The 12,995-nt window shown below is 35.1% G+C and carries 11 protein-coding genes; 5 read left to right on the forward strand and 6 right to left on the reverse strand.

Annotation, left to right across the window (positions count from 1 at the left end; translation table 11 throughout):
• Window positions 1–366: 366 nt before the first annotated feature.
• On the reverse strand, window positions 367–2,319 hold the full coding sequence (locus tag HXN26_RS09730) for a hemin-binding protein (RefSeq protein WP_273160991.1): 1,953 nt from the start codon (window positions 2,317–2,319) through the stop codon (window positions 367–369).
• Between the two features lie 336 nt (window positions 2,320–2,655).
• On the opposite strand from HXN26_RS09730, the gene HXN26_RS09735 reads away from it, so the two are divergent.
• Both HXN26_RS09735 and HXN26_RS09740 read left to right on the forward strand, forming a co-directional pair.
• Complete coding sequence (locus HXN26_RS09735) at window positions 2,656–3,030, forward strand: hypothetical protein (protein ID WP_273160992.1); 375 nt, start codon at window positions 2,656–2,658, stop codon at window positions 3,028–3,030.
• A gap of 15 nt (window positions 3,031–3,045) precedes the next feature.
• On the forward strand, window positions 3,046–3,480 hold the full coding sequence (locus HXN26_RS09740) for a hypothetical protein (protein WP_273160993.1): 435 nt from the start codon (window positions 3,046–3,048) through the stop codon (window positions 3,478–3,480).
• A gap of 538 nt (window positions 3,481–4,018) precedes the next feature.
• On the opposite strand, the gene HXN26_RS09745 is transcribed toward HXN26_RS09740, so the two are convergent.
• The 5 genes from HXN26_RS09745 to HXN26_RS09765 all read right to left on the reverse strand — a co-directional run bounded on the left by HXN26_RS09745 (window position 4,019) and on the right by HXN26_RS09765 (window position 10,417).
• The gene (locus HXN26_RS09745) at window positions 4,019–4,957 is read right to left on the reverse strand and encodes a DNA/RNA non-specific endonuclease (protein ID WP_025001290.1); all 939 of its coding nucleotides are present in this window, start codon (window positions 4,955–4,957) and stop codon (window positions 4,019–4,021) included.
• A gap of 126 nt (window positions 4,958–5,083) precedes the next feature.
• Window positions 5,084–5,335 (reverse strand): type B 50S ribosomal protein L31, encoded by a 252-nt coding sequence (locus tag HXN26_RS09750; protein WP_025001289.1) that lies wholly within the window; start codon window positions 5,333–5,335, stop codon window positions 5,084–5,086.
• A 135-nt stretch (window positions 5,336–5,470) separates the two neighbouring features.
• Window positions 5,471–6,451, reverse strand: a complete 981-nt coding sequence (locus tag HXN26_RS09755) for a choice-of-anchor J domain-containing protein (RefSeq protein WP_273160994.1) — start codon at window positions 6,449–6,451, stop codon at window positions 5,471–5,473.
• A 38-nt stretch (window positions 6,452–6,489) separates the two neighbouring features.
• On the reverse strand, window positions 6,490–7,818 hold the full coding sequence (locus HXN26_RS09760) for a DUF5689 domain-containing protein (RefSeq protein ID WP_025001288.1): 1,329 nt from the start codon (window positions 7,816–7,818) through the stop codon (window positions 6,490–6,492).
• 16 nt (window positions 7,819–7,834) lie between these two features.
• Entirely contained in the window at window positions 7,835–10,417 is a 2,583-nt protein-coding gene (locus HXN26_RS09765) for a TonB-dependent receptor (RefSeq protein WP_273160996.1), read from the reverse strand.
• 205 nt (window positions 10,418–10,622) lie between these two features.
• On the opposite strand from HXN26_RS09765, the gene HXN26_RS09770 reads away from it, so the two are divergent.
• From HXN26_RS09770 to udk, 3 genes are read left to right on the forward strand one after another with little or no spacing between them, the layout of a single operon-like run.
• Window positions 10,623–11,672: an endonuclease/exonuclease/phosphatase family protein gene (locus HXN26_RS09770; protein ID WP_273160998.1), complete on the forward strand. Its 1,050-nt coding sequence runs from the start codon at window positions 10,623–10,625 to the stop codon at window positions 11,670–11,672.
• Window positions 11,673–12,254: a uracil-DNA glycosylase family protein gene (locus HXN26_RS09775; RefSeq protein ID WP_273161001.1), complete on the forward strand. Its 582-nt coding sequence runs from the start codon at window positions 11,673–11,675 to the stop codon at window positions 12,252–12,254.
• 2 nt (window positions 12,255–12,256) lie between these two features.
• A complete protein-coding gene (gene udk, locus HXN26_RS09780; protein WP_025001286.1) occupies window positions 12,257–12,889 on the forward strand; it encodes a uridine kinase in 633 nt (210 codons plus the stop codon).
• Window positions 12,890–12,995: the final 106 nt, after the last annotated feature.

Raw genomic sequence — 12,995 nt, forward strand, 5'->3', positions numbered from 1 at the left:
TAGTAAATAAAAGCGTTCCGTGAGCTTTCAGCCTACCAAATGTCCATTACGCCTAAAAGTTTAAGTTAATATTACCTTACTTAGTTATTGTAATGTTGTTTAATGCGTCTTTTTATTTTGCAAAAGCAAGTGCCGCAATTTTCTTTGAGCAGTTTTGTTTCTTCATTCAAATATCTTGTAATATCTGCAAATTTACTAAATTATTTTTAATATACTAACATTCAACTCTAAATAAATACCATATGAATTATTAAAATGAACATATATTTTTTATCTCTAATTATAAAAAAGCCCTGACCAAAAGAAGTTTGGTCAGGGCTTTTTGTTTAGTTATTAGCATCAAAGAGATGCTTTATGTTTTTCTTTTTACTTTACCAATACCTTAACAGTAGAACCATCGGACATCTTTACAATGTTGAGGCCACGTTGTTGAGTGCTTATTCTGCGACCATCTATGGTGTAACGTGCAACTTCCTTAAGTTCGCTCTTGTTCTCAGATACGCCTTCAATATCAGCAGGGTCATTAGATAAGTAGAATTTAGCTGCATTTTCAATCTTCCCGTCATTACGGATAATCATTGCGATTACTGCTAGTTTGTTATAACCTGCATTAACAATAGCCTTTTTCAGAATTTCCTTTGTAGGCAATTTAAGTGTATAAGTGTTTGTTACAACCTTACCTTCTTGAAGTTCTTCAAGTTTAGCTTGGTTGGTTGCTGAAGAATAAGAGCTTGCAAGCAATACATCGTCGAAAGTTAATGAAACTTTACTACTTCCGTATTCTCCACCCTTACAGAACGGAACAAGGTATGGATCATTATCTACTCGGTCGGGTCCAAATGATACATAATTGTTACTTTGTTTCCATGAAGATTCTGTTCCCTTAAGTTCATCACCAATTAGGACGTAAGCTATTTCGTATGTGCCACTTATCAAAGGTTCTATGGTTGCTGTAGCTGTAACTTCTGTGAAATCAGCATTATATTTACCTGAAACTGTTACGCCTATAGTTGAAACTCGCTCTAATACTTCTTTGAAGTCTATGCATATATCATCTTTACCTGCACCATAGAATGGATCCATTGCATTTCCTCGTTCTATCATTGATTGTGGCGCTCCATCGAATTTTAGTTTTGCATAGTTTTTGCAGTACATTGGGTCACTATCATTATACTGGTGGATTCCAATACCTACAAATTTCTCCCCGAACTTATCGCGTAATTTCTTCATACCAGCCCAACCGCGTGGGCACCATGGACAACCAGTTCCTGTAAATTCTTCTACAACAACACCTCTGTTTACTAGCTTACCAACTGTAAGCATTTTACAAGTTATAGTCTTTTCTTTAGATTCGTTTGCTTGACCATTTACTTTAGTAATAGTGATTGTTTTTGTAGTTGTGCCTGTATTTGCATCTGCTGCAAGAGGTAAGTCAATCGTAAATTGTCCACCATATGTTTTGAATGGAGGATTTATATCAAGATGCTGTTCTGCACCTAATGTGCCATCAGTAGCAACTGTATAATCGATACTGCTTATACTATTTTGCCCACTATTTGTAATGACAAGTTTGTTCTTGCCTATTGTATTTTTTACCAATACAATATCTTGTGTTGAAACAGGAGTAACTGAATTCTGAGCGAAATTACCTTCAACAAGAATTTGCATAGCTACTTTGCCATAATCATTTGATAAATCAGTCCACTCTGTTATAGTTTCTGAAGTGCGAATATAGAAACTATTGGCTTTACTATCTCCACCCCATGTAACAATTGGATATCGTGTTTGACTTCCCACTGCTGAAGAAATAGTGAAGCTATATCCTATATAAGCACCATCAGCACTAATAGTGTATGGATTTGTTAGTTCAATGTCATTAACAGCACCTATTTTATTATCCTCGTCGTCATTGAGCGATGCTTGATCAGCGTTCTGTACATAGTCGGCGCTATTTACATCTGATGGAAGAGTTTTAGAGATCCATACCTTTACGTTATTTGTGTTTTTATTATCGCGAAGATAGAAACGTATTGCTTTGATAGTTTTTCCAACAATGTCAGCATTGCCTGGATCAATACGGATAGCAAGATTATAAGTTTCTTCTCTCTTTGTACCGAGAGAGCTACGTTCTGTTTTTTCTGATTCATATCCCCACCACACCTGATTTGATTTAGGGTCAATCTTATAACTAGGTGACTTGTACGAAACGATTGATTTTACGTTTCTGGCATTATTAAGACCACGCTGCAATACTACTCTTTGTGCTTGGGTCGAAAGACTCAATACAAAAGCTAAGGTTAAAAATAAAAGTTTTTTCATACCTACAAAAATTTAAGTTAATGAATCCTACCGTATTTATATTACGATGTTATTTAACACGTTTGTGGTTTTGCAATATTTATGCAATTTATTAACAAATTATCTGATTTGATTTAATTTTGGTTTGAATTTAACACTATGTGATATTTGCAAATTTACAAAAATATTTTTAACAATACAACTTTATCATCATCAAAAGATGTTAAAACTTATGGGTGGGTCCACCTTTTTATTTCCTTTTTAGGGATTTCCCTATTATGGAGTAGAGAAAACTTATTTCAATAATTTTTCATATTATCTAAATTTGCACTATTGAAAAAATAAAAGATTATGATTATGAAACAAATTACTAAATTCTTAATGATGCTTTCATTGATTGCAATTCCTGTTACTTTTACAAGCTGTGGAAGCGATGATGACTATTATTACGGACATAACAATCTTCTTGTTAGAGATGCCGTTCAAAATTATTGGAATACATATCCAAGCGGTACAGACTATAATACGACTAAGACATGGTTCTGGTATTACTACTCAAGAGCTACTGATTCTGAATTCGCAGCATTTATGGAAGCGGTGAATTATGGTCACGTAGATAATAATAAGCCTGTTTATAACGAACAATTAGTAGCGCAAGCTAAAATGCTAATAGGAGAATGGGCAGGTAAGATGACCCTTGCATACGATGAAAACGGGAAGAGACTTTCTTAAACTTTCCATGCAAGAATGAAGTTTTTCCAGTATGAAGATTCAAAAAATTCATTTTCTGGGCATGGAGTAGAAGTTGATACTGATAGCAATGGTGCAACTCAGACGTTAGATTTCACTTGGTATATAGATAAAAATGGAGATATTTATATCAAGTATACTAAGTCTGGCACAATTTTTAGAATGGATGCAAAATCTTCTACTAAGGGTTTCCATCTTGGATATGAAAACCAAAAAGGTTATGACACATTCTTTGGTTATGGCGTTGGTACAAATACAACAGATGAATTTTATATTGATTTAGCTCGCCAATCAACTAATAATGCTAAAGGAAAATTGGTGAAATCGCATACAGCATCTGGAGATATTGCTGGTAAAGTGTTTGGAAACGCAACACAAAATATCGAACCTGCTTATTCTCAGAAATCTGTAAGTGGTTTGCGCGCAAGATAAAACGCAGATTTTTAGAACAACAATGAGACCCCAATTGGATAATCCAAATGGGGCCTTTTACATTTGAAAAATATCATTCTAAGAATATGTTAATTTACTTATAGACAATCAACGTATAAAGGATCTGTTTGGGTTACAAAAAGTTTACTAATAAAAAAATGATTTACTTTAAGCTTAAAAGATATAGAAATAGACATAGACATTGAAAAGAGTAACTATTGAACAATAAAATGTATTGTCTCTTGATATTTATTTTTATAAGGACCTAATCCTAACTTAAAAAACGATTAAGATATTATAGTAGAGTGAGAGATACCATATAAAAAGAGGTAACTACCAAAATAAAAACATAATTACTTTTTTTTATTTTGTAATTACGTTTTTAAATTTTGTAATTATGTTTTTTTGTTTTGTAATTATGTTTTCAGCGTATAACCTAATATTAAAACCAGATAGATATAGTTGAATATAAAACTAAAAGAAGGAACAAAATTATTAGCTACATATTCTATATGATTCAATAAGATACGGCTTTTCTTTATTTAATATTCCATAAGTTTATGATAATATCCTTATTCAGTCCTTCAACTTTCTTTTCTATGTCATCGGGAAGATTGCAGAAGAAATCTATATGAGTAAGATTTTCTAGCTCTTTTATGTTTACAACATAGGGTTTGAGCGATTTCTCTTGGTTGTTTTCATGTTTAAACCAAAAACCAATAGCTTTGTACTCCCATTTTTTATGCACATTATTATAGTATTTTAAGAGAGCTGCTGAGAAGAAATAACCTGGTACAATGAATCCATTGCGCAAATAAGTCTTTACTTGCGTAGACTGGTCGATAGTACCACCTCGACATATAAACATTGTATCTAAAGAGTTGATATTGAAGGCATCGCGTATTTTATTTTCCATGGTTAGCCAAATACCACCACCTTTTGCACTCCCATTAAATGCACTAAGCTGTGGTTGCATGTTGCTAATATAGAAAGTTTGTTTTTGAGCCTCTTCAGAATTTCTGCGGTCTGCAGAAGGACAAAGGTGACCATGGTCATAACCAGTATTCCAATAAGGATCGTAGCCAAATACCATTGAAGCTGGTATTAAGGGGTCTGAAGGATATTGCGGGTTTCCATACCATCTGCCTGTATTCCATTTACTATTACTTTGGTAAAGCTGATAGCAGGTCCAGCGATTTGATTTCTTTTCACCATCCCATTCAAGGCTATAGTTTACTTCCGCTGAACTTTGACCAATATGGGTAACAACAATACTTTTACCACCTTTAACTTTTGGGAATTCCAAACGATGCGTATATTGGTTTACTTCTTTTAGATTGGAGTTGTTGTTATTTGCAATAATCTTAGGAGTGTCATCTTTAGTAGAATTACCATTTTCGCTACTGCAAGAAGCAAGGGAAATTGCTGCAATAAAAATACAAAAAGCAGTGCTTAATAAAGATTTATCTGGTTTCATTAATCCAGAGAGTTTGTTTAGTTTTTGTTCCATGATTCAATTTTACAATTGTAGAAAAAGAAAAAGTGCGAGCAAACGTATATGCAACTACGTTTGACCGCACTTTATACTGTTGTGGGTAATCGCTTATTTCTTCAACTTACCGTAACGGTTCATGAAGCGGTCTACGCGACCTGCAGTGTCCACAAGCTTGCTCTTACCAGTATAGAATGGGTGAGAGGTGCTTGAGATTTCGACTTTAACCACTGGGTAAGTTTCGCCTTCAAACTCTACTGTATCGTTAGATTTACATGTAGATCTTGAAAGGAACATATCGCCGTTGGACATATCTTTGAATACGACGGGGCGATAGTTTTCTGGGTGAATACCTTTTTTCATTTTACTTTTATATGTTTTAATTAAAAAATATTTTTGTTTGTCAGGTGATTTGTAAAGTAGTACTCTACTATAGTATATTTATAGAGTGCAAAATTACTAATAATTCTGCACCCTGCCAAATATTTATGAAAGTTTTTATTTAATAGTTACTTTCTTAATCTCCCATGTTGGGTTAATAGTTGTAGTGCTATTATACTCGAAAGCAATAAATACTTTTTCTTGTCCTGCATATGAGCTCAAATCGCAAGTAGAATCTACAAAATCCCAGTTCTTTCCAGAAGGAGGATTGTTTATAGTTACTGAATTCCAGTTGTTACCATCTGTTGATACAAGTACTTTGATAGCATCGCTAAGTACCATTGTTTTCAGATAATTCAAAGCATTGTTGAAAGTCAGAGTTGCAGAACTCATTCCTTTTAAGCTAAATTCAGGAGAAATAAGACGGCTTTGAACTTCATAGTTAGTATTGTTAGCACGAGCAGTAGCTTTCATTTGTTTGAAGTTAGCATCGTGGAACCATACCTTTGTAAGTCCTTCGGGAAGTGCTTTTACATCTACAATTGTGAAATTGGCATTATCTTTGTCAAATATTATATCTAAGCCTGTTTTCGTAGTTGGAGTTGTTTCTTCTGTCTTTCCATTCAATGAATAGATGTAGTTGCCTTGACCAAGTTGCTTAATACCATTAGTATGTGTCATCAACTTACCACATATTATTACCTCGTCTCCAGTCTTTATTTCATTACTATTTTTGAAATTTACGTTTCCTAAGGCTTTTCCGCGAAAAACATAGAATTGGTTGTTTGTTGTCCCATCGTCAGAAATATAATATGTCGCATTACCAAATTCGATGCTAACATCTTTAATGCTAACGATGATTCCCTTTACATAAACTTCTTTATCAAGACCTTCTCCTTTGGCAATATAGTTTTGTGCAGCTGCAATATTAAAAGGATCTTCCTTTGTGCCATTTCCTTTTGCTACTAACTCTGATGGATTTGGTTTGTTGTTGTCTTCCTCAAATGTAATATTATATGGTGATGGTACATCTTCACAGCTTGTAAATACTAATGCACCTATGACCATTGCAAACATTGAATTAATTAATCTCTTCATATGGTTTAACTTTTTATTTGTCTATGTTTGATTTTTATTTACTTTACTACTAGATTTTTAAATTCCCATGTAGCTGCTGTAGTGGCAGTACTATTATAGTAAAAACTAATGTATATCTTTTTGCCACAATAAGCTGTCAGGGCAGCGTTTGCAGTTACAAAATCCCAATTCTCACCTGTTGGCTTCTTATCTATTGTAAGATCTTTCCAAGTACTTCCATCAGTAGAGACTTGTACTTTAAGTTCTGAATCGAAATCTCCAAAATAGCGAGCAGCATGATCAAATGTAAGTGTAGCCTTCGTTACATTTGAGAGATCAATTACTGGTGATGTCGCACGTGCATGTGTTTCATATCGTTTACCATTTACGTAAGCAGTAGCCTTCATTCCGAATGTAGGAGAAACCCATTTCCAAACATTAGTTATACCCGTTGGCAGTGTACCTTGGTCAAGTGTCCAGTCTGTTGGTGCTACATCAAATGCATTACTATATATTGTTTTTTCTGCTGCTGCAACTTCCTTAATATCTTCGAGAGAGCGAATTATAATTTCCCATTGATTGTTGAAACGCTTGAAAATACCTGTAATATTAACTTTTCCAGAAGGAACTTTGACATTTGCAAATTTAGCAAAGTTACTATTATAGACAATTACTTTTTTGCCGTCTTGTTCATTCAATGTCCAAGAAACACTACCAGCCCCACCTTTAGGATCAGCAAAGGTTCCATTAACAAAAGGTGTGCTTGATTTAAAACTAACATTGCGTATAACACCAAGCTTACCACTTTCATGTTCTAGACTCCAATTAGTTGTAGAAGAACCATTTGCAAACTCTTCCGCCTCAACCGCATTACTAGAGGAAAGAATTTTGTAGTGTTGGTTCCAAACAATGCGACTAATGCGTCCTATAGATGTTAACCCTTTAGCATTTTTTGTTGGTACTCCAATTTGTGCTTGTTTTCCGTAGTTGCCTACATAAAGGTCTTTCAAATCAACTAGTATTTCTGTGCCGATGGGGAGAATCGCATAGACTCCGCTTTGTCCAGTAGATATAATAATTGCACCTGTTTTATCTTGAATTACAATCTCGTTATAGATGTTTCCTGCTATATCAGAACTTGTAACAATACCCTTTATTTGTAGATTCTCCGAAACTTGTTGATAACTTAGACCTTCGCGATAATCTGTATTGATAGGTGTTGCAAACTTTGTTTTAAGTTCAGCAATAGAAATTACATTTGTTTCAGTCAAGTCATTATTACCATAAGGTGATGGCATTGTTTCATCAGTTTCTGCATAACTATTACCCATGCACGAAGCAAAAAGTGTGCAGATAGCTGCCATCAAAAAATACTTTATTTTTTTCATATCTTCTGTGTCTATTTTAGAATTTATAAGCTATGTTCAACATGCCATTTATACCGTTAACATAGTATTTCTTTGGATTCTTACTGAAATCGTAAGCACGTGCATTGGCTTCGCCTGTGGTTGAATTGATAGTATAACTACTTCTACCTTGTTCATATCCTCCAGATACAATCTTTTGGTTATTAAGAAGATTGGTTATCATCAGATTTATAGAAAGGCTTCCTTGTTTTAAGTATATACTCTTCCCAATAGAAGCATCCAACATAAAGCCGCCATTTCCTTTACTTTGAGCATATGGAATATAATTGCCTTCAGCGTCAATACCACCAAACTTTGTTCCCAAGGTGCGTAGTGTATTTCCATATCGAAGACTTGGAGCGTAAGAAAGGAATATTCTGTTATAATAGTTACCGCTCAAGTCAATAAACCACCCTTTCTTATGGAAGCTTAAAATGCCACTATATATAGATAACGGGGTGCCACTTTCGCGCATACCTTCGTTGTAGACAACATCTTTATAGAAGGTACTTTTTGTTGAATTCATGTAAATGACATCAGCATTATTAATGTTTTTTGCCTCAGCCCATGTACCCAATGCCTTGATGTTTAAATAACTTGTAAGCCTAAAATCCATTCCTATTTCTATACCATAGTAATCCTTTTTTATGTTTGTCATACTCACATAGGTGAAAGAATTAACATCATCAAAGTAGAAATTTTGCCACTCTGTTACGTGTGTTAAGTGGTTGTAATATGCACTCAGGTTAGCGCGGAGCCAGCTACCAACATATTGATAACTAATTTCGCTTGAGAATATGTGCTCGTTACGCAAGTTCTGAACGAAATCATTATTCATTTCAGGAGATACAAAAGCATTGTTTGCTTGTGGTGCACGTTGTTCGTAGCCCAAACCAAGAGATAATGCATTTCCTCCGGCAATAGTCCAAGTTCCACTAGCCTTACTACCACCTGTAAGGAAACCTGCATGTTTGCTTTTTCCATATGAGTTATCGGCAAACAGTCCATTTCGCATGTATCCATTTCTGTATATATTGTCAAAACCCATTTTTGCACCAACCATATAGTGAAGGTTTCCAAAAGTTTGTGAAAAGTTTGCCCAAAGAGTTCCACGAAGTACATTTAGATTGTAGTCATATCCAAATTTGTCACCCTCATAAACTAAAGCACCGAGCCCTTGTGTACCCATTGTATTCAGGTCATATTGAATACGTGGATCGTTTTCTGAATAAGTTCTTATAGCATAAGTATTTATATTATGGAAGCTCTTAGCACCTAAAAGGTCTTCCATAGTTTGATAGTGACGACCAAAGTTTTGTCCAACCATAATACCTACATTAAATAATTTGTCCTTACCTATGTGTGTATTGAGCGATGAAGAGAGTGTAACTGTCGTGTTGTCGTTGTGTTTTGCTTGAATATAGTAAAGTGCATCTTGTCGGTTAGCAGCTGCTTGTCGGTTAGCAAAATAAAGTTTATCCCATTGGATTTGGCGGTTGGCTTTATTACGCCACCAACTAACAGCTGCATTCCAATCTGCAAAAGCTTGTGTTGTACGGTAGCGAGTATCTTGTTCGTTCCATACATCATAATAGCTACTTGGTAAATTCTTCCAGTAATCGGGTTGCGGATTGTCAGCATTGTTGTAGTTTAGTTTGGTACTTTTATACATTGAATACTTACCAAACAGACTTGTGGTCAGTTTCGTTTTATCGTTGATTTTCCAATCCCAGCTAAAGATTGCTGCAGGGGCAAAGTCATTTACAACACGACTATTACGTTTATGTCCATTCTGATATCCCCAATAAGGGTTGTATTGGTAATCGTTTGCCAACCAATAAACTTCGTCAGTACTTGCACCTTGCGATGCACGCTCTGTAGGATTTCCCCATGTAGAGAAACTAAGAGAGTGGCCGTTATTCCATTTCTTCTGAACACCGAAGAAGTAAGAAAGTGCGTTATAAAAAGTTCCTTCTATATAACCAGGGTTGGCCCAACGATATGTAATATTGGTTGCGAATGCCCAACCTTTACTATTAAATCCACTTCCATAGGTGTACATTCCTCTTAAAGTGTAGTTACGATTAGCACCCGATAATGTTATTCGATGTCCTCCAGCCATAGAACCTGCTCTAAAGTTGTAGTTGTTACTTCCTGCCATGGCAGCTAATGAGAAATTATTATTCTCAAAGGGTAATGCAAAATCTACATTGCGGGTTTGTTGGTTAAGTCCGCCTACTAAAGAAAAACGAAATTGTCCACTTTCCATGTCATTCATTGGTGCACCATTGATGTACACATCATTGTACTTAGGGCTTAGTGCACGATACCTAAAGCGTAATGGAGAATATAAGAATCCAACCTCGGAGGCGTATACATTACTATTAGAATGTAAGATTGTAACATTCGAACTTCTTTCGTTATCCTCTCCTAACTGCGCTTCTGTGAACGTGAAAGCAGCTTCGTCCATCACGTTTTGTGTTTGCTCGTGCTGTATTGTGTCAACATTGTTGTTACTTTGAGCAACAACCATTGAAGAACTACAGAGCGCAAACACAGCGAGTTTTAACTTTTTTTGCATATGTTTTCGTTAGATATAATAATACTTAATAGTTTGCAAAGTAACGAAATATTTTTGGAAAAGGAAAGGAATTTTGAATAAAATTCAGCTAATCATGCTTTATTATCAGATAAAATAACGATATTTGCAAACAAAATACTCACATGTGTTTAATGTTTATTTTGTTGAGATATGTTATCTGATTAAAAATCAATTCAATATAATAATGAAGAAATTTCTATTTTCTCTCACAATCGTTATAGTACTTTTTAGTGTTACAGCCAATGCACAAAAAAAATATTCTGTTTATGGTGTGGGTTTTTATAATCAAGAAAACCTTTTTGATTGCACGCATGATGAGGGTAAGAATGATTATGACTTTACTCCAAATGGCTCGTATAAATGGAATCAAATGAAGTATGAAAGCAAGTTACGTAATATGTCTAAAGTTCTTGCAGAGATGGGAACCGATGTCCTTCCTAATACAGGCTGTGCATTTATTGGTTTGGCAGAGGTTGAAAATGCACATGTTTTGGAAGATTTAATAGCACAACCACCACTAGCTGGTCGTGGTTATAAATATGTACATATTGAAGGTCCAGATAAAAGAGGTATTGATTGCGCTTTACTTTATAATCCTAAACTTTTTTCAGTACGAAATTCAAAGCTAGTTCCTTATGTCTATGAACGTAATGAAGATGAGAAGTACGCTACACGTGGATTTCTTACGGTAAGCGGAACAATGGCAGATGAACATGTAACAGTTGTTGTTTGTCACTGGCCAAGTCGTGGAGCAGGTTCATATTATCGTGAGTTAGGCGGCAAACAAGTAAAAGCGTTAAAGGATTCACTTTTGCGTGAAGATCCCAATGTTATGGTACTTGTAATGGGAGATATGAATGACGACCCAACTGACAAGAGTATGTTTGAATGTTTATCAGCTAAACCTAATCTTGATGAAGTAGGTGTTGATGATATGTATAACCCATGGTACAATATTTTGGTAAAAGAAAATATAGGTACTCTGAAATATCAAGGTAGATGGAATTTATTTGATCAAATAGTATTGACACCAAACTTTTTAAACATGAATAATCAAAAAGATTTTTCAAATTTAAAATTCTGGAAGAATCAAATATTTCGTCGCGATTATCTGTTCCAGGAGACTGGGCCTCGAAAAGGAAATACTAAACGTACAACAGATGGTGGCGTGTGGCTTGATGGATACTCTGATCACCTTCCTGTAATTGTTTATTTAATAAAGGAACAAAAATAAATGGAGATAGAATCACACCCTTTTAAACCATGGTTGCCAGATAACGCTAAACTGTTAATGCTTGGGACATTTCCTCCTGCACCGAAACGTTGGGCAATGGAATGGTATTATCCAAACTTTACAAACGATATGTGGCGGATATTTGGATATATATTCTTTAGGGACAGGTTTTATTTTGTTAATGAAACAGATAAGACATACAGACTCAATGAATTGAAAATTTTCCTAAATGAAAAGGGTGTTGCACTTTTTGATACAGCTTTGCGCATAAGACGAACTACTGGAACAGCTTCAGATAAGGATTTAGAAATTGTAGAACCTGCTGATCTTGACGGGATCTTGCATTTGTTGCCAAAATGTAAAGCAGTATTAACGGCTGGCCAACTAGCTACAAAAATCTTTACTGAACATTATAAAATAGATGCTCGTAATTTAAAGATGGGAGAGTATCGAACGTTTGACTTTGAAGGCAGAATGTTGAAACTATATCGTCAACCTAGTAGTAGTCGTGCTTTTCCCATGAAGATAGAGAAGAAAGCAGAATACTACGAACAGATGTTTAAAGAAATACATATTATTTAAGTATGCAGGATAATATTACGATAATTGGAATAGCTGGTGGTACAGGCTCTGGGAAAACCACTGTTGTAAAGAAAGTTGTTGAAACATTGCCCCCCCATCATGTGGCTGTAGTACCATTAGATTCGTATTATAATGATACTACAGAACTTACAGAAGAGGAGCGTAGATCAATAAATTTCGACCATCCGGATGCTTTCGATTGGAAATTGCTGGCCAAACAAGTAAATGATTTAAGCAATGGTATTGCAATAGAACAACCAACTTATAGTTATTTAGCTTGCAATCGTCTAAAAGAAACCATTCGCGTTGAGCCTAAACCTGTGATTATTATTGAGGGGATTATGACTCTTCTGAATAAGAAACTGCGTGATGTAATGGACCTAAAAGTCTTCGTAGACTGCGATTCTGATGAGCGCTTAATACGCAATATTGAACGAGATATATTGGAGCGTGGGCGTGATGTGGTTATGGTTGTAGACAGATATCGAAAGGTTTTAAAGCCAATGCATGAACAGTTCATTGAACCTACTAAGCGTTTTGCTGATATTATAATTCCACAAGGTGGTGAGAATGAAAAGGGTATTGGAATCCTTTGCGGCTATATACATGGCTTAGTTTCGGAGATAGAGGATTGAAAAGTTCTTTCTCCTGCAATTCGTGCTTATAATTAAACAAGTAGGAATTAAATAGTCGTTCCTTAAAAACAATATTTCAGCATAAAGCTTGTATTGACAAGCTCTA

Origin of the sequence: Prevotella aurantiaca, assembly GCF_015262605.1 — a bacterium.
Classification (GTDB): domain Bacteria; phylum Bacteroidota; class Bacteroidia; order Bacteroidales; family Bacteroidaceae; genus Prevotella; species Prevotella aurantiaca.